The following is a 16015-nucleotide window of genomic DNA, read 5'->3' on the forward strand; positions in this document are numbered from 1 at the left end:
AGGCACCAGCGGGAAGGGGTGCCGTATGACAACGTTCGGTCACTGGCTCTCCTCACCGTGGCGGCGTTCGGCGGTCGTGGCGCTGGCGGGGGCGTTGCCCGTGCCCGCCTACCCGGTGCCCGCCCTGTGGTGGTGGGCGCCGGTCGCCCTGGTGCCCTGGCTGCTGCTCGCCCGCACCGCGCCGACCGGCCGCCGCGCGCTGTACGACGGCTGGAGCGGCGGCTTCGGGTTCATGCTGGGCATGCACGTGTGGCTGGTGCCGAGTCTGCACGTCTTCACCCTGCTGATCGCCGCGCTGATGGGCGCGCTGTGGGCGCCCTGGGGCTGGCTGGTGCGCCGGTTCCTGGGCGGGCTGCCCTCGGGCGGGCGGGTCGCGGCGGCGCTGGTGGTGCTGCCGTCGGGCTGGCTGGCGATCGAGCTGGTCCGCTCCTGGCAGGCGCTCGGCGGACCGTGGGGCATGCTCGGGTCGAGTCAGTGGCAGGTGGAACCGGCGCTGCGGCTGGCGTCGGTGGGCGGGGTGTGGCTGCTGAGCCTGCTGGTGGTGGCGGTGAACGTCGCGGTGGCGGTGCTGGTCGCCGTCCCCGCGCACCGGATGCCGGGGGTGGCCGGGGTGGTGACGGTGGCGGCCGTGACGTCGGCCGCGTGGACGGGGGCGCCGCGGCCCGACTCGGGGGGCCGCACGGTCCGGATCGCCGTGGTGCAGCCGGGGGTGATCGACGGGGCCGACGCCCGCTTCGACCGCGAGGAACAGCTCACCCGCCGCCTGGTGGGCGAGGACGTCGACCTCGTCGTGTGGGGCGAGAGCAGCATCGGCTACGACCTGGACGACCGCCCGGACCTGGCGCGGCGGCTCGCGGCGCTGTCCCGGGCGACCGGCGCGGACCTCGTCGTCAACGTGGACGCCCGGCGCTCCGACCAGCCCGGCATCTACAAGAGTTCGATGCTTGTCGGACCGGAGGGCCCGACCGGTGACCGGTACGACAAGATGCGGCTGGTGCCGTTCGGGGAGTACGTGCCGGCCCGCTCGCTGCTGGGCTGGGCCACCTCGGTCGGCAAGGCGGCGGGCGAGGACCGCAGGCGGGGCACGGCGCAGGTCGTGATGAACACCTCGGCCGGGGTACGGATCGGGCCGATGGTCTGTTTCGAGACAGCCTTCCCCGACATGAGCCGGCATCTCGTCGAGGACGGGGCGTCGGGGGCGGGCGGCGCGGGCGGCGGCTCGGACCTGCTCGTCGCGCAGTCCTCGACGTCGACGTTCCAGCACAGCTGGGCCCCCGCCCAGCACGCCTCGCTCGGGGCGCTGCGCGCGGCGGAGACCGGACGCCCCTTCGTGCACGCCACCCTGACCGGCGTGTCCGCCGTCTACGGCGCGGACGGCAGGCGGCTCGGGCCGTGGCTGGGCACCGGGGCGAGCACCACCGAGGTCTACGAGGTGCCGCTGACGACGGGCGTGACACCGTACGTCCGCTTCGGGGACTGGCCGGTCCAGGTGGCGCTGCTGGTGCTGCTGGCGACCGCGCTGGTGGAGGGCGCGCGGTCGGTCAGGACGCGGCGGAGCGCTCCCGCACCGCTCGGACCACCTGCTCGCAGAGGGCGTGCGTGGCCAGTGCGTCACGGGCGCTGAGCACCTTCCCGGCCCGTACGGCGTCCAGGAAGGCGAGGACGGCCTGTTCGATGCCGCGCTGGCGGGCCACCGGCACCCAGTCGCCGCGCCGCCGCACCGTGGGCTGGCCCTTGTGGTCGACGATCTCGGCGAGGTTGACGACCTGACGCTTGGTGTCCTGGCCGGAGACCTCCAGGATCTCCTCGTTGGAGCCGCTGAGCCGGTTCATCACGCCGAGCGCGGTGAAGCCGTCCCCGGCGAGCTGGAGCACCACGTGGTGCAGCAGCCCGTCCACGACCCGGGCCCGCACGGTGACGTCGTCCACGGGGCCGGGGGCGAGGAAGCGCAGGGTGTCGACGACGTGGATGAAGTCGTCGAGGATCATGAGGCGGGGCTCCTCGGGCAGCCCGACGCGGTTCTTCTGGAGGAGGATCAGCTCGCGCGGATGCTCGGCGCACTGCGCGTAGCCGGGCGCGAACCGCCGGTTGAAGCCGACGGCGAGGGACACCCCGGCGTCCTCGGCGAGACCCACCAGCCGCTCGGAATCGGCGAGTTCGTACGCGAGCGGCTTGTCGACGTACGTGGGGACGCCCGCCGCGAGGAGACGGGCGACGATCTCGGGGTGGGCGGCGGTGGGGGCGTGCACGAACGCAGCGTCGAGGCCCTGCGCGAGGAGCGCGTCGAGGTCGCGGTGGCGCTGCCCGGCCGGGAGGCGCAGGGTGTCGCCGACCTGGTCGAGGGTGGCCGGGGTGCGGGTCTGGAGATGGAGTTCGAGGCCCGGCAGCGCGCCGAGCACCGGCAGGTACGCCTTCCGCGCGATGTCACCGAGTCCGATGCAGCCGACCTTCACGGGGGCTCCTTCACTGCTGGTCCGCGCCTGCTCCTGCCTGCACCGCAGCATACGGGGGCCGCCGGGAGGGGCCGCGGGCGGCCGGAAAACCGTTGGTGGGCGCGGGCGCGGTGGGTGATCATGCGGGGATGACGACTCAGCGCCGCGAACCCGCCCAGAACGCCGACGAGCGCACGATGCTGGAGGGCTGGCTGGAGTACCACCGGCAGACCCTGGCCTGGAAGTGCGAGGGCCTCACCGACGAACAGCTCCGCACGGCGTCGGCGCCACCGTCGACGCTCTCTCTGCTGGGGCTGGTGCGTCACATGGCGGACGTGGAGCGGGGCTGGTTCCGCCGCGTCCTGGTCGGCGAGGACGCGGGCCCGATCCACTACAGCGACGAGGACCTGGACGGCGAGTTCCGGCTGACGGAGGCCGACACCTGGCAGGAGGCGCACGCGACCTGGCAGGCCGAGATCGACGCGGCCCGGCGCAACGCCGCCGGGTTCGGCCTGGACGACCTGTCGCACGGCAGGCACCGGCACTCCGACGACCCGTTCAACCTGCGCTGGATCTACACCCACATGATCGAGGAGTACGCCCGCCACAACGGCCACGCCGACCTGCTGCGCGAACGCATCGACGGCGCCACCGGCGACTGAGACGCCCTGGCGCGGGGTCACCCGTGCGGGGCAACCTCCGCCTGTCCGGCCGGTCCGGGCGGGCCCGACCCAGCAGAGTGGCGCGCGTGCAGCGAACGACGACCACCGCAACGCTCCTGCTGACCGTGACCGTCTCGGCCCTCGCCGGATGCGTGACCGTTCAGCACCCGCCCGCGCCCGGCGCGTCCGGCACCCCGGACCGGCCGTCCGTGCCCCGGACCGACGGCCGCGCCGGCACCCGGGTCGTGCAGGCCCCGGCGCAGGAGGCCCTGGAGAGGGTCGCCCCGGAACGCCGGGCCGCCACGGTCGCGACCCCGGCCGCACCGCCCTCCCCCGCGCCCCCGCCGCGCCCCCACCGGGCGGCCCCGGCCGCCCCGCACCACGAGCGCCGCACCCACCCGGACGTCCGCCTCCCGGACGCCGACGCCCTCCGCGACCAGGTCCGCCGCACCACCGACGTCTGCGCCCTCGGCGAGCAGTACGGCGGCTGGCGGGCGGACAGCCCGGAGGCGGTGATCTGCGGGGAGACGTACGGGCGGTGAGAGAGGGGCGTGCAGCGGCGGTGGCGAGTTCGTGGGCTACTCCGCCCGCAGGTTCTCCAGGCCCCCCTCGCCGAGTCTGAGTTCCATGCGGCTGATGGCGCCGCGGACGCCGTCGGCGTAGGGGTCGTCGCCGAGGGAGCGGGCGGCTCGGCGGGCCTTGCGGACATGGGTGCGGGCGGCTTCGGTGCGGCCGAGTTTGACGTAGTCGGCGGCGAGGTTGAGGTGAAGCGAGGGGTAGAGGGAGCGGACCTCGGGGGATCTCTCCCGTTCCTCGGCGGCGGTCAGGGCGCGCAGGTCCCAGGCGAGTTCGTCGAAGGGGTCGTCCTGGGTGTCGGCGAGGTAGTGGGCGACGGTGCAGCGGTGCAGCGGGTCGCCGTCCTCGCCCAGTTCGGTCCAGAGGGCGAGCAGGCGCCGCCGGGCCTCCTCGCGGTCCCCGCCGTGGTGCAGCATCACGATCTGGCCGATGCGGGTGAGCACCGGGTCCGGCGCCGTCCGCTCCTGTCCATGCTCCACCACGAGCCCTCCTTGCGTAGATGCGACGACGCTAGCCGCAGGCGGCGGGATTCCCGGTCAGGCGGCACCGGGCCGGTCCGGGGGGACCGGCCCGGCGGTGGTCAGGCCAGGTTCGGGACGGTCCAGTCGATCGGGTCGTGGCCCTGCCGCGCGACCGCCTCGTCGATCTGGGTGAAGGGGCGGGAGCCGAAGAACTTCTTCGCCGACAGCGGCGACGGGTGGGCGCCCTTGACGACGACGTGGCGGGTCTCGTCGATCAGGGGGAGCTTCTTCTGCGCGTAGTTCCCCCACAGGACGAAGACGGCCGGGTCGGGGCGGTCGGCCACCGCGCGGATCACGGCGTCCGTGAAGCGCTCCCAGCCCTTGCCCTTGTGGGAGTTGGCCTCGCCGGACCGGACGGTCAGCACCGCGTTGAGCAGCAGGACGCCCTGCTGGGCCCACGGCATGAGGTAGCCGTTGTCCGGGACGGGGGTGTCCAGCTCGGCGTGCATCTCCTTGTAGATGTTGCGCAGCGACGGCGGGATCTTCACGCCGGGCCGCACGGAGAAGCACAGCCCGTGCCCCTGCCCCTCGCCGTGGTAGGGGTCCTGGCCGAGGATCAGGACCTTCACCTGGTCGTACGGCGTCGCGTCGAGCGCGGCGAACACCTCTTCGCGCGGAGGATAGACGGGCCCCTTCGCGCGCTCCTCCTCGACGAACTCCGTCAGCTCCTTGAAGTAGGGCTGCTGCAGCTCGTCACCCAGCACCCCGCGCCAGGACTCGGGCAGCATGGCGGTGTCGGTCACGTCAACGTCCTTTGTCGTGCGGTCACTTCCAGGACACAGAACCTACAGGTGACCACTGACAACGGGGGCCCCGTCCGGAGACCGGGCCCCCCGGGGACGGCTACCAGCTCGTCTTGCGGCTCAGTTCCCACACCATCATGATCGTGGAGGGGTCGAGGGAGCGTTCGCCGCCGGAGACGTCCTCGTTGGCGGCGATGTACTGCTTGCCCTGCCACAGCGGCAGCAGCCGGGCGTCGTCCACGAGGATCTGCTGCGCCTCCTGGAAGTCCTTGACCACGTTGGCGCGGTCGCTCTCCTGCCGGGAGCGGGGCAGCAGCACCTGGGTGATCTTCTTCGCCGGGTAGGGGGTGCCGAGGGCGTTCTGCTCGCCGACGAACGGGGCGATGAAGTTGTCGCCGTCGGGGAAGTCGGGGGCCCAGCCGCGGCCGAACACCGGGTACTCGCCCTTCTGGTAGCCGACGACGTAGGTGTTCCAGGGGCGGCTCTTGAGGGTGACCGTGAACAGCTTGGAGGCCTCCAGCTGCGCCTTGATCTCCTTGAACTCCACGGCGGTGTCGGAGCCGTAGCGGTCGGTGGTGTACCAGAGGGTGAGCGGGACGGGCTCGGTGATGCCGGCGTCGGTGAGGATCTCGCGGGCCTTGGCGGTGTCGGGGTCGCCGAAGTCGTCGAAGAAGGCGGTGGTGTGGCCGGTGAGGCCCTTGGGGACCATCGAGTACAGCGGGTCGACGGTGTCCTTGTAGACCTTGTGGGCGATGGCGGCGCGGTCGACGACCTGGGCGACGGCCCGGCGGACGGGGAGTTTCTCGGCCCACGGGTCCTTCGGGTTGAACACCAGGTAGTTGATGTTCGTGGCGGCGCCCTCGACCAGTTGGAGACCTTCGTTGCCGGGGCCCTCGTTCTCCAGGGCGACGATGTCGTCGGCGGCGAGGCCCTGGTAGGTGATGTCGATGTCGCGGGCGCGCAGGGCCTTGACCATCTGCGCGGAGTCGGTGAAGTAGCGGATCGTCACCGCGTCGTTGCGGCGGTCGGCGGCGCCCTTGTAGCGGCCGTTGCGCGCCAGTTCGGACCGCTTGCCCTGCTCGTACGTCTTGAGGGTGTAGGGGCCGGAGCCGACGATGCCGTCGCCCTTGCGGAGCTTCTTGGCGGGGTACTCGTCGGGGTCGACGAGGGAGAGGCCGGGGGTGGCGAGAACGAACGGGAAGGTGGCGTCGGGCTTGTTGAGGTGGAAGACCACCTGGTGCTCGTCGGGTGCCTCGACGCGGTCCAGGCTGCCGAGCAGTCCGGCGGGGCCGGTGGCGGCGTTGATGGCGAGGATCCGGTCGACGGAGTGCTTCACGGCCTCGGCGTCGAGCTTGTCGCCGTTGGAGAAGGAGAGGTCGTCGCGGAGTTCGCAGCGGAAGACGCGGTTGGCGGAGTCGGTGAACTCGCATCTTCGGGCCGCGTCGGGCTGCGGTGTGGTCGCGCCGTCCGGGTAGGACAGCAGGGTCTGGTAGACGTTGCGGAACAGTTCCCAGGAACCGTCCCAGGCGGCGGCCGGATCGAGGGTGCTGGGCGCGCTGGTGGTCCCCACGACGATGGGTCCGGAGTCGTCGGAGCCGTCGGCGCCCAGGAGGCCGCATCCGGCCACCATGGATATGGACACGATCGCCGCGACCTGCTGCAAGGATCGCTTCCGGTTGAACACGTGCACGCTCCTCGATCTGCCTTGCCAAGGGTTGGCAGACCATACCGCAGCGCCGGGGGCCCTGAATGCCCCTGTCTCAGCACATCTTGATCACTTCCGCGGTGACGACGTTGTCATAGATACGTGTACAAGTCGCCCACACGGCGAGGGCGCCCCTTCCGCTACGGAAGAGGCGCCCATGTCCCTTATGCGGCCGGGGTGTCGGTCAGCCCACACCGGCGTTGAGGAAGATGCCGCCGTCGACGACGAGGGTCTGTCCGGTGACCCAGTCCGACTGCTCGGAGGTGAGGAACGCGGCGGCCCCGCCGATGTCGGAGGGGACGCCGAGCCGGCCCAGCGGGTAGGAGGCGGCGGCCTCCGCCTCCCGGCCCTCGTAGAGCGCCTGGGCGAACTTGGTCTTCACCACGGCCGGGGCGATGGCGTTGACCCGCACCCGGGGCGCGAACTCGTGGGCGAGCTGCTGGGTGAGGTTGATCATCGCGGCCTTGCTGACGCCGTACGCGCCGATGAAGGGCGAGGCCGAGAGGCCCGCGACGGAGGCGATGTTGACGATGGCGCCGCCGTTGTCCTTCTGCCAGGCGTGCCAGGTGCGCTGGGCGAAGCCGAGCGCGGAGACGACGTTGGTCTCGAAGACCTTGCGCGCCACGTTGAGGTCGAGGTCGGCGATGGCGCCGAACACCGGGTTGGTCCCGGCGTTGTTGACCAGGTGGTCGACGCGGCCGAAGGCCTCCATGGTGCGGTCGACGGCGGCGGCCTGGTGGGCCTCGTCGTGGGCCTTGCCCGCGACGCCGATGACGCGGTCGGCGCCGAGCCGTTCGACGGCCTCCTTGAGGGCGTCCTCGTTGCGGCCGGTGATGCAGACCCGGTCGCCGCGGGCGAGGAGGGCCTCGGCGACGCCGTAGCCGATGCCGCGGCTGGCGCCGGTGACGAGGGCCACCTTGCCGGAGAGCGGGGGGAGTTCAGTCATGGTCGGAATCCCTGGTGAGTGCTAGTCGAGCGGTCCGCCGGCCACGTACAGGACCTGGCCGGAGACGAAGCCGGCGGCCTCGCCCGTGAAGAACGCGATGGCGTTGGCGATGTCGTCGGGCTCGCCGACCCGGGCCACCGGGATCTGGGTGGCGGCGGCGGCCTTGAAGTCGTCGAAGTCCATGCCGACGCGGGCGGCGGTGGCGGCCGTCATGTCGGTGGCGATGAAGCCGGGGGCGACGGCGTTGGCGGTGACGCCGAACTTGCCGAGTTCGATGGCGAGGGTCTTGGTGAAGCCCTGGAGACCGGCCTTGGCGGCGGAATAGTTGGCCTGGCCGCGGTTGCCGAGGGCGGAGGAGGACGACAGGTTGACGATCCGGCCGAACCCCGCGTCGACCATGTGCTTCTGGACGGCCTTGGTGACGAGGAACGAGCCGCGCAGATGGACGCCGAGGACGGTGTCCCAGTCGGCGGCGGTCATCTTGAACAGCAGGTTGTCGCGGAGGACGCCCGCGTTGTTGACGAGGATCGTCGGGGCGCCCAGCTCCGCGACGACGCGCGCGATCGCGGCCTCGACCTGGGCCTCGTCGGAGACGTCGGCACCGACCGCGACGGCCCGGCCGCCCGCCGCGGTGATCGTCTCGACGGTGTCCTTGCAGGCGGCCTCGTCGAGGTCGACCACGGCGACCGCGCGGCCCTCGGCGGCCAGCCGTACGGCGGTGGCGGCGCCGATGCCGCGCGCCGCGCCGGTGACTACTGCGACCCGCTGTTCGGTGGTGGACATGTGCTGGATCTCCTCGCCGTCGAGAAAGCCGGAACGCCTGCCGGTCCGCGCGGCTCCCGCTCCGCCCCTTCGGTGAGCGACCGCTTAGTACCTTCGGCACAGGTGACGCTAGAAGCCATGGCACCCGGTGTCAACGGCACACCCTGACGGTGTGATCCATTACCTCACCAGGAGGTCCAGCAGCCGCCCAATCTCGGCCTCGGGGTCGGCGGTGAGCCCGGTGTGCACGGGGCCCGGCCGGACCACCGTGGAGCGGGGCGCGATGAGCCAGCGGAACCGGCGCCCGGCGTCGTCCCCGGCGGCCTGTCCGGCGCCGTCGCCGCCCGCGCAGACCTTCTCGACCGCAGCGAGGGCGGCCCGGATGCCGGCCGTGTCGGCCGCCGGGTCCAGGGCGCGCAGCCGCGCCTCGTCGAGATGGGTGCGGGCGGCGACGTAGCCGAGGGCGCGGCAGTAGACGAGGACGCCCGCGTTGATGCACTCGCCGCGCTCGACGCGCGGGACGACCTGGAGGACGGCGTACTCGTAGACGTCGCGGTCGTTGGCCTCGCTGGGCCGGATGATGTGGCGCTCGGTCATGCGGCGACTCCCTGGACGCGGGTGTGGATGACGGCGGCGCGCGCGAGGAGGGGGGCGGCGTGGGCCCGGCGGAGCGCGTCGGGGGTGTCGAAGCCGGGCTCGTCGGCCAGCCAGGCGTCGGGGACGCGGGCGGTGACCTCGGCGAGCAGGTCGGCGGTGACCAGGGGGGCCAGTTCGGCCGCGGCGGCGGCCACGTCGGGCCGGAAGCGGGCGAGGGCGTGGTCGGAGGCGTCGTAGGGGCGGGCGGCGGAGGTCTCGGCGGCGGGCCAGTTGTGGTGCCAGATGAGGGTGGCGCCGTGGTCGACGAGCCAGAGGTCGCCGCGGTGCATCAGCAGGTTGGGGTTGCGCCAGGAGCGGTCGACGTTGTTGACGAGGGCGTCGAACCAGACGATCCGCCCGGCCTCGCGGGGGTCGACCGTGAAGGCGAGCGGGTCGAAGCCGAGCGCGCCGGAGAGGAAGTCCATGCCGAGGTTGAGGCCGCCGCTGGAGCGCAGCAGCCCCTGCACCTCCTGGTCGGGCTCGCCGAGTCCCAGCACCGGGTCGAGCCGGACGGCGGCCAGTCCGGGGACGCGCAGTCCGAGGGCGCGGGCCAGTTCGCCGCAGACGACCTCGGCGACCAGGGTCTTGCGGCCCTGTCCGGCGCCGGTGAACTTCAGGACGTACAGGCCGAGGTCGTCGGCCTCGACCAGTCCCGGCAGCGAGCCGCCCTCGCGCAGCGGCGCGACGAAGCGCGTCGCGGCGACCTCCTTCAACGTCTTCCCAGGCCCCACAGCTCGTCCGCCCCGCCTTCCTCGCCTCCGTCACGGAGGTGATCCGGAAAGACAGTGAGCATAGTGGGCGGCCGGGGTCAGCGGATCGGGCGGCCCGCGGCGCGGCGGGTCCAGCGGAACGCGGCGAGGGCGAGGGCGCCGACCAGGACGACGACGCCGATGACCAGCAGGTAGCCGAGGCCGTGGGCGGCGACGCCGATGATGCCGAGCACGACCGCGACGAGGACGAGGAACAGGAACAGCGCCATGACGCCCGTGTCTCCTTCGGCGGGGGCCGGTCAGCGGCGGGCGAGCTTGCGCGCGCCGTCCGGGGAGGTCTCGTAGGCGAGGTCGTAGTGCTGGAAGATCGCCGCCTCGTCCTCGGCGGGCAGGACGTCGTCCATGCCGATGGAGGGCGCCTTCTTGACCAGCGCCTTGTCGTAGGGGACCTCGACGTAGTCCGGGCCGAGGACCGCGTCGGTCACGGGGACGAAGCTCAGCCGGTGCCGGGTGGGCAGGCCGGTGCGCACGGTCACCATGGCGGGCAGGTCGGTGAGGGTGTCGACGTAGACGGCCTCCAGTTCGCCGATCCGGTGCCCCTCGGGGTCGCGGACGTCGTGGTTGCGCCACTCACGGATGTCGGCCGCACGGATCATGTTCCGCCTCCTGGGCTGGTGGGTCCGGTGCGCCGGGAGGGCCGGACCCTGGGGGTGATGCCTCACGGGTTCCCCGGTCGGCGCCTTCTGATACGGGTCCGGACGGGGCCTGTCCCGGGGCGGCGGCCGCGGTCCGGGGGGACGGGGGCGGGCGGGGCGGTGTCCGGGCCGGGTCGGGATCGGGTGGGGCGGGGGCTGAACAGGTGGCGTCCGGGTGCCGTACCTCTCGGCAGATGTTCGATCTTTCAAGCAGTGGACGGATCTCCGAAAGGAACGCTTCGATGACCAGCGCATTCCTCGAACCGGGGCCCGAGCCCGGCTCCGGTGTCCCGGCCCGCTCCGGCGGCCCCGCCGCGGGACCGGGCCGCCGTACGGTGGTCGCGGCGGCCGGGGCCGCGGGGCTCCTCGTCGCGCTCACCGCGTGCGGGGGCTCCGACGGGTCCGACGACTCCTCGGACGCGGTGGACGGCTCGGGCTCCACCGGCGGCGCGGGGGCCGGGGCGGGCGCGCTCGCCGCGACGGCCGACATCCCCGAGGGCGGCGGGAAGGTGTTCGCCGAGCAGAAGGTGGTCGTGACCCAGCCGACGGCGGGCGACTTCAAGGCCTTCTCGGCGATCTGCACCCATCAGGGCTGCGCGGTGACGAGCGTGGCCGACGGCGTCATCCGCTGCCCCTGTCACAACAGCGACTTCTCGGTGGCCGACGGCAGTGTGCGCGGCGGCCCGGCGACGAAGCCGCTGCCCGAGGTGCGGATCAAGGTCGACGGGGACGCGATCAGCCTGGCCTGACGGGTGCCGCGCGGGTGGTGCCGGAGGCGGCGCCGGACGCGGTGAGGCACGCGAGGACCTCGTCCGTGGTCGCGACCGTGGCGACCAACGCGAGGGTGTGCCGGATCATCGCGGCGGTGTACTCCGCCGGGACGCCCGCGACGGCGTCGGCCGGGACGACGGCGGTGTATCCGCGGTTGACGGCGTCGAAGACGGCGTTCGGGATCGCCACGTTGGCCGAGACACCGGCGACGACGAGCGTGCGGCAGTACAGGTTGCGCAGCAGGGCGTCCACGTCGGTGCCCTGGATGGGCGACAGCCCGTGCAGCCGCCGTACGACGAGGTCGTCGTCGGTGACCTCGATCGGCGGGGCGACCTCCACGGCGGGGGTGCCGGTGAGCTGGCGGACCGGCAGCCGTTCGGCGGCGCGGAACAGGCGGGCGTTGCGGTTGGCGCCGCGTCCGTCGGGGCGGCGTTCGGCGACGGCGTGGACGACCTGGACGCCGTGCGCGTGGGCGGCGGCGACCAGACGGGCGACGTTGGCGAGGGCGCCCGACGCGCGTGCGGCGTGGGCGAGTTCGGGCAGCGCGGCGTCGGGTCCGACGACACCGCGCTGGCACTCCACCGTCAGCAGGACGGTGCGGCGGGGGTCGACGAGGTCACCGAGGCGGGTGGGTGACGGCATGGCTCCCCCAGGGTGCCGGACGGGTCGCGGTCGGTCGGTGCGGGTCGGGTCGATTCGGGCCGAGTCGGGTGAGGATAGCGACCGTTGCGCGAGGCGGGAAGACGATTCATCCTTCTCGGGCGACCTGATATGACGAGGCGTCAGAAACCGTCTCGGTCTCCGGCACGAACAGCGAGAACGATGTGAACAGAGAGCGGAATGAGGGCTGAATGACCGTGACACAGCGCCGTGGCCGGAAGATCATGATGTCGCCGGGTGAGGTGAGCGCGTTCCTCACCACCCAGCGCACCTGCCGGGTGGCCACCGTGTCGGCGGGCGGTGCCCCGCATGTGAGCGCCCTGTGGTTCCTGTGGGACGGCTCGGCGCTCTGGCTGTACTCGGTGGTGCGCAGCAGGCGTTGGGCGGATCTGCGGCGCGACCCGCGGGTGGCGATCGTGGTGGACACGGGCGAGGAGTACGAGTCGCTGCGGGGCGTCGAGCTGTCCGGCGCCGTGGAGTTCGTGGGCGAGGTCCCGCGCACGGGTGAGCTGTGCGCCGAACTGGACTCCGTGGAGACGCTGTTCGCGCGCAAGAACTTCGGGCTGGACGCGATGCCGCACGACGGACGGCACGCGTGGGCGCGGCTGCGGCCCGAGAAGATCGTGTCCTGGGACTTCCGCAAGCTCAACGACGGGTGAGGGCGGGTGCGGCGGGTGGGGTGACGGGCGGGGCGACGCGGGTCAACCAACGCTTCCGGCCGCCGACTTGAGCGCCGCGACGGCCGCCCGGATGGAGGGGCGGCGGTCGGCGTCTGCGCGCCACACGGCGTAGACGTGGCGCCGCACCCGCTGCCGCAGCGGGACCGTGACGACGCCCTCGGGCACCGGATCGCGGCCGAGCTGCGGGGCGATGCACACCCCCAGTCCGGCGGCGACCAGGGCGAGTTGGGTGTGGGTCTCGGCGGCGCGGTGGCCGACGAAGGGCTCGACGCCGCGTGAGCGGAGCGTGAACATCAGCCACTCGTGGCAGAACTCGCCCTCCGCCCAGGTGATCCACTCGTCCTCGGCGAACTCCCCGAGGTCCACCTCCTCCCGCCCGGCCAGGGGGTGCCCGGCGGGGAGCGCCACGTCGGCGGGGTCGTCGAGGATCGGCGCCTTCACCAGCCCGTCGGGCAGCGGCATCGGCTTGTTGTACCAGTCGAGGACGACCGCCAGGTCGAGGTCGCCGCGGATCACCTGGGCGATGCCCGCCTCCGGCTCCAGCTCGCAGGAGCGCAGCCGCAGTCCGGGGTGGGCCTTGCGCAGTTCGGCGAGGGCGGTGGGGAACAGCCCGCGGGCCGCGGTGGGGAACGCGGACAGCCGCAACTCCCCCACCACCTGGCCGCGTTGGGCCTCCAGATCGGACTGGGCGAGGGCCACCTGGGACAGGATGCGGGCCGCGTGGTCGGCGAGCAGCCGTCCCGCGTCGGTGAGCCGCACCCCCCGCCCGTGCTTGGCCAGGAGCTGCTGTCCGGCCTCCCGTTCCAGCTTGGCCAGCTGCTGGGAGACCGCCGACGTGGTGATGTGCAGTCCGGCGGCGGCGGCGCTGACCGAGCCGTGCCGGGCGAGGGCGTCGAGGGTGCGCAGGCGCTCCAGGTTCAACATGTAAGCGATGCTACGAGATAACCCTCGCACATTCTCGCTTGTGCTACGAGGTGTGAGGGGAGGACCGTGGTGACCATGACCAGCACCACGCCCGCAGCCGCTTCCGGCGCCCCGACCGCGAACCCCCCGACGACACCCGCCGACGTCCGTCACCCCGGCCCGCGCCGCGGTCTCGACTGGCGGCTGCGCTTCGGCTTCCTCTCCCTGATCTGGGGTTTCAGCTTCCTGCTGATCAAGGTGGGCACGGACGGCTACGCGCCGTTCCAGGTGACCCTGGGCAGGCTGGTGTTCGGGACGGCGGTGCTGGCGGCGGCGATCGCGGTGAAGCGGGAGCGGCTGCCGCGCGGGGCCCGCACCTGGGCGCGCCTGACGGTCGCCGCGCTCCTGCTCAACGCGCTGCCGTTCTCCCTCTTCGCGTACGCCGAGCTGACGATCCCCTCCACGCTGGCGGGCATCTGCAACGCGACCTCACCGCTGTGGGGCATGGCCCTGTCGCTGGTGGCGCTCTCCGAGGACCGGCCGACCCGGGTCCGGGTCGCGGGCCTCGGCCTCGGCTTCCTCGGGGTGCTCACGGTGCTGGGCGCCTGGCAGGGCTTCAGCGGTCTGGACGCGCGCGGCACGGCCCTCGCGCTGCTGGCCTCGCTCTGCTACCCGGTCGGCTGGATCTACGTCCGCCGCACCCTGGCGGGCACCGGCGCCTCGGCGCTCTCCATGACGGGCGCGCAACTGTTCCTGGCCACGCTCCAACTGGCCGTGGTGACACCGCTGTTCACCGCGTTCCCGGCGCGGTTCGCGGCCGTTCCGCTGCTCGCGATCGCCGCCTTGGGCGCCCTCGGCACCGGCCTGGCCCTGCTGATCCAGTACGGCCTGGTCACCGAGGTCGGCCCCACGACGGCGCAGATGGTCACGTACTTCATCCCGGTCGTCGCGACGGCCGCGGGCGTCACCCTCCTCGGCGAACCCCTCTCCTGGTCCACCCCCGTGGGGGCGGTCGTCGTCCTGGCGGGCGCGGCACTGACCCAGGCACGGGGCGGAAGCCGGAGCGTGAGCAAGAGCGGAAGCGTGAGCCCGAGCGGGAGCGTGAGCCGGAGCCGTTCGGACGACGCCCCGACCGCCCCCACCGACCCGACCCCCGTGACCGCCCATAGCCCGAGCACCGCCCCCAGCCCCGGTCCCGACTCCAGCCCCAGCCCCAGCCCCAGCAGGCCCTAGACGGCCCCTCGCCCGGCCGTCGCCCGTACGGCGGCGGCCACCTCGTCGGCCAGGGCCACGACCTCGGTCGCCACCGAGCCGACCCCCGTCCCCGGTCCCATCCCCGACGCCCCGGACCCCCCGCCCAACCCCGACACCGTGATCCTGATCCCCGGGGGCGCGGCGAGCCGGAAGCGGGCGCCGGGGGCGACCGCCCATCCGGCGTGCAGCAGCCGGGCCACCGCGCCGGTCTCATCGGGGACGGGGACCCACACGTTCATGCCCGAGCGCCCGTACGCCGCGACCCCGCGTTCGGCGAGGGCGGCGATCAGGGCGTCCCGGCGGGCGCCGTACGACGCGGCGACCGCGCGGACGTCGACCGCGCCGTCGGCCCAGAGCCGGGCCACCGCGCGCTGGGTGATCCGGCTGACCCAGCCGGGCCCGAGCCGCTGGCGCCCGCGGACCCGGTCGAGGGTGACGGTGTCGCCCGTGAGGACGGCGAGGCGCAGGTCGGGGCCGTAGGCCTTGGCGGCGGAACGCACCAGGGCCCAGTGGGTGGTGGCGCCGACGAGGGGGTGCAGCGGGAGGTCGACGATGCGGTGCCCGTGGTCGTCCTCGATGAGCAGGGTGCCGGGGTGGCGGCGGAGCACGGCGCGCAGGGCGCGGGCCCGTTCGGCGCCGATCGCGGCGCCGGTCGGGTTCTGGGCCCGGCCGGTCACCACGAGGGCGCGCGCGCCGCCGTCCAGGGCGCGGGCCACGTCGTCGGGGAGCGGGCCGTCGTCGTCGAGCCGGACCGGGACGGTGCGCAGGCCGAGGGCGGGGACGAGGTCCAGCAGGGCGCCCCAGCCGGGGTCCTCGACGGCGACGGTGTCGCCGGGGCGGAGGTGGGCGGCGAGGACCCGCTCGATGGCGTCGAGGGAGCCGGAGGTGACGGCCAGCGGCCCGTCGGGCACGCCGTCGGCGGCGAGTTCGGCGCGGGCCAGGCGCTCCAGTTCGGGCTCGACCGGGTCGTCGCCGTAGAGCACGGGCCGCCGGTCGGCCTGCGCGGCGGCCCAGGCGAAGGCGGGTCCGAGGGCGGGGAGCAGCGCGGGGTCGGGGTTTCCGGCGGCCGCGTCCCGGACGCCGTCGGGGACCTCGACCCGGATGAACTCCCGCCCGGTGGTGGCGGGTCGGGCTCGCACCCGGCTGCCGCGGCGGCCGTCGGTCTCGATCACGCCGCGCTCGCGCAGGACGCGGTACGCGGCGGCGACGGTGTTCGGATTCACCGCCAGCCGCTCCGCCAGTTCCCGCATCGGCGGCAGCACCGCGCCGGGCTCCAGTTCCCCGGAACCCACCGCGCGTTCGACGCTCGCGGAAATGTCGGCGGCACGGCGCCCCTGGATCGGATACTCTTCTAGCACA

General features: G+C 73.5%; 19 protein-coding genes. 6 read left to right on the forward strand and 13 right to left on the reverse strand.

Annotation, left to right across the window (positions count from 1 at the left end):
- Nucleotides 1-25 precede the first annotated feature (25 nt).
- Nucleotides 26-1624 carry an apolipoprotein N-acyltransferase gene (gene lnt / locus ACIQPQ_RS31640; protein WP_401310707.1) on the forward strand — a complete coding sequence of 533 codons (1599 nt, stop codon included), beginning with the start codon at nt 26-28 and terminating at the stop codon, nt 1622-1624.
- Here the strand turns inward: lnt and ACIQPQ_RS31645 are convergent.
- Nucleotides 1542-2453, reverse strand: a complete 912-nt coding sequence (locus ACIQPQ_RS31645) for a Gfo/Idh/MocA family protein (RefSeq protein ID WP_401310710.1) — start codon at nt 2451-2453, stop codon at nt 1542-1544. The two genes, lnt and ACIQPQ_RS31645, sit on opposite strands and share 83 nt — an antisense overlap.
- Nucleotides 2454-2581: 128 nt before the next feature.
- On the opposite strand from ACIQPQ_RS31645, the gene ACIQPQ_RS31650 reads away from it, so the two are divergent.
- The gene (locus ACIQPQ_RS31650) at nt 2582-3094 is read left to right on the forward strand and encodes a DinB family protein (protein ID WP_383770922.1); all 513 of its coding nucleotides are present in this window, start codon (nt 2582-2584) and stop codon (nt 3092-3094) included.
- Nucleotides 3095-3180: 86 nt separating this feature from the next.
- Nucleotides 3181-3636: a hypothetical protein gene (locus tag ACIQPQ_RS31655; RefSeq protein WP_401310714.1), complete on the forward strand. Its 456-nt coding sequence runs from the start codon at nt 3181-3183 to the stop codon at nt 3634-3636.
- A 36-nt stretch (nt 3637-3672) separates the two neighbouring features.
- On the opposite strand, the gene ACIQPQ_RS31660 is transcribed toward ACIQPQ_RS31655, so the two are convergent.
- The 9 genes from ACIQPQ_RS31660 to ACIQPQ_RS31700 form a co-directional block, all read right to left on the reverse strand.
- Nucleotides 3673-4149 (reverse strand): hypothetical protein, encoded by a 477-nt coding sequence (locus tag ACIQPQ_RS31660; RefSeq protein ID WP_401310864.1) that lies wholly within the window; start codon nt 4147-4149, stop codon nt 3673-3675.
- A gap of 101 nt (nt 4150-4250) precedes the next feature.
- Nucleotides 4251-4934, reverse strand: a complete 684-nt coding sequence (ung, locus tag ACIQPQ_RS31665; protein WP_401310717.1) for a uracil-DNA glycosylase — start codon at nt 4932-4934, stop codon at nt 4251-4253.
- 100 nt (nt 4935-5034) lie between these two features.
- Nucleotides 5035-6618, reverse strand: coding sequence for an ABC transporter substrate-binding protein (locus ACIQPQ_RS31670; protein WP_401310720.1), 1584 nt, complete (start codon nt 6616-6618; stop codon nt 5035-5037).
- A 205-nt stretch (nt 6619-6823) separates the two neighbouring features.
- Entirely contained in the window at nt 6824-7585 is a 762-nt protein-coding gene (locus ACIQPQ_RS31675) for an SDR family oxidoreductase (protein ID WP_401310723.1), read from the reverse strand.
- A 21-nt stretch (nt 7586-7606) separates the two neighbouring features.
- Nucleotides 7607-8368 carry a 3-oxoacyl-ACP reductase FabG gene (gene fabG, locus ACIQPQ_RS31680; RefSeq protein ID WP_401310726.1) on the reverse strand — a complete coding sequence of 254 codons (762 nt, stop codon included), beginning with the start codon at nt 8366-8368 and terminating at the stop codon, nt 7607-7609.
- 159 nt (nt 8369-8527) lie between these two features.
- Entirely contained in the window at nt 8528-8944 is a 417-nt protein-coding gene (locus ACIQPQ_RS31685) for a DUF3037 domain-containing protein (protein WP_401310729.1), read from the reverse strand.
- Entirely contained in the window at nt 8941-9696 is a 756-nt protein-coding gene (locus tag ACIQPQ_RS31690) for a HipA family kinase (protein WP_401310732.1), read from the reverse strand. Before ACIQPQ_RS31690 ends, ACIQPQ_RS31685 begins: the two co-directional genes overlap by 4 nt.
- Before the next feature lie 95 nt (nt 9697-9791).
- The gene (locus ACIQPQ_RS31695) at nt 9792-9962 is read right to left on the reverse strand and encodes a hypothetical protein (RefSeq protein ID WP_401310734.1); all 171 of its coding nucleotides are present in this window, start codon (nt 9960-9962) and stop codon (nt 9792-9794) included.
- Nucleotides 9963-9992: 30 nt separating this feature from the next.
- Complete coding sequence (locus tag ACIQPQ_RS31700; RefSeq protein ID WP_401310736.1) at nt 9993-10349, reverse strand: PRC-barrel domain-containing protein; 357 nt, start codon at nt 10347-10349, stop codon at nt 9993-9995.
- A 281-nt stretch (nt 10350-10630) separates the two neighbouring features.
- Between ACIQPQ_RS31700 and ACIQPQ_RS31705 the strand changes: the two genes are divergently transcribed.
- The gene (locus ACIQPQ_RS31705) at nt 10631-11137 is read left to right on the forward strand and encodes a Rieske (2Fe-2S) protein (RefSeq protein WP_401310739.1); all 507 of its coding nucleotides are present in this window, start codon (nt 10631-10633) and stop codon (nt 11135-11137) included.
- On the opposite strand, the gene ACIQPQ_RS31710 is transcribed toward ACIQPQ_RS31705, so the two are convergent.
- Nucleotides 11124-11801, reverse strand: a complete 678-nt coding sequence (locus ACIQPQ_RS31710; protein WP_401310742.1) for a cysteine hydrolase — start codon at nt 11799-11801, stop codon at nt 11124-11126. The genes ACIQPQ_RS31705 and ACIQPQ_RS31710 overlap by 14 nt on opposite strands.
- 209 nt (nt 11802-12010) lie before the next feature.
- Here ACIQPQ_RS31710 and ACIQPQ_RS31715 point away from each other — a divergent pair, with 209 nt between their 5' ends.
- Nucleotides 12011-12478, forward strand: coding sequence for a pyridoxamine 5'-phosphate oxidase family protein (locus ACIQPQ_RS31715; protein WP_383770887.1), 468 nt, complete (start codon nt 12011-12013; stop codon nt 12476-12478).
- A 42-nt stretch (nt 12479-12520) separates the two neighbouring features.
- Here ACIQPQ_RS31715 and ACIQPQ_RS31720 read toward each other — a convergent pair whose 3' ends face one another.
- The gene (locus tag ACIQPQ_RS31720) at nt 12521-13423 is read right to left on the reverse strand and encodes a LysR family transcriptional regulator (RefSeq protein WP_383770884.1); all 903 of its coding nucleotides are present in this window, start codon (nt 13421-13423) and stop codon (nt 12521-12523) included.
- A gap of 75 nt (nt 13424-13498) precedes the next feature.
- Between ACIQPQ_RS31720 and ACIQPQ_RS31725 the strand changes: the two genes are divergently transcribed.
- On the forward strand, nt 13499-14635 hold the full coding sequence (locus tag ACIQPQ_RS31725) for a DMT family transporter (protein ID WP_401310746.1): 1137 nt from the start codon (nt 13499-13501) through the stop codon (nt 14633-14635).
- Here ACIQPQ_RS31725 and ACIQPQ_RS31730 read toward each other — a convergent pair.
- Nucleotides 14632-16014, reverse strand: coding sequence for an aminotransferase class I/II-fold pyridoxal phosphate-dependent enzyme (locus tag ACIQPQ_RS31730; protein WP_401310749.1), 1383 nt, complete (start codon nt 16012-16014; stop codon nt 14632-14634). The genes ACIQPQ_RS31725 and ACIQPQ_RS31730 overlap by 4 nt on opposite strands.
- Nucleotide 16015 lies beyond the last annotated feature (1 nt).

This window comes from Streptomyces sp. NPDC091281 (assembly GCF_044757425.1).
GTDB lineage: Bacteria > Actinomycetota > Actinomycetes > Streptomycetales > Streptomycetaceae > Streptomyces.

Coding starts and splice junctions, on each gene's coding strand:
- ACIQPQ_RS31715 (WP_383770887.1), top strand. CDS start 12,011: ATGACCGTGACACAGCGCCGTGGCCGGAAGATCATGATGTCGCCGGGT.
- ACIQPQ_RS31650 (WP_383770922.1), top strand. CDS start 2,582: ATGACGACTCAGCGCCGCGAACCCGCCCAGAACGCCGACGAGCGCACG.
- ACIQPQ_RS31700 (WP_401310736.1), bottom strand. CDS start 10,349: ATGATCCGTGCGGCCGACATCCGTGAGTGGCGCAACCACGACGTCCGC.
- ACIQPQ_RS31675 (WP_401310723.1), bottom strand. CDS start 7,585: ATGACTGAACTCCCCCCGCTCTCCGGCAAGGTGGCCCTCGTCACCGGC.
- ACIQPQ_RS31720 (WP_383770884.1), bottom strand. CDS start 13,423: ATGTTGAACCTGGAGCGCCTGCGCACCCTCGACGCCCTCGCCCGGCAC.
- ACIQPQ_RS31695 (WP_401310734.1), bottom strand. CDS start 9,962: ATGGCGCTGTTCCTGTTCCTCGTCCTCGTCGCGGTCGTGCTCGGCATC.
- lnt (WP_401310707.1), top strand. CDS start 26: ATGACAACGTTCGGTCACTGGCTCTCCTCACCGTGGCGGCGTTCGGCG.
- ACIQPQ_RS31705 (WP_401310739.1), top strand. CDS start 10,631: ATGACCAGCGCATTCCTCGAACCGGGGCCCGAGCCCGGCTCCGGTGTC.
- fabG (WP_401310726.1), bottom strand. CDS start 8,368: ATGTCCACCACCGAACAGCGGGTCGCAGTAGTCACCGGCGCGGCGCGC.
- ACIQPQ_RS31710 (WP_401310742.1), bottom strand. CDS start 11,801: ATGCCGTCACCCACCCGCCTCGGTGACCTCGTCGACCCCCGCCGCACC.
- ACIQPQ_RS31725 (WP_401310746.1), top strand. CDS start 13,499: ATGACCAGCACCACGCCCGCAGCCGCTTCCGGCGCCCCGACCGCGAAC.
- ACIQPQ_RS31685 (WP_401310729.1), bottom strand. CDS start 8,944: ATGACCGAGCGCCACATCATCCGGCCCAGCGAGGCCAACGACCGCGAC.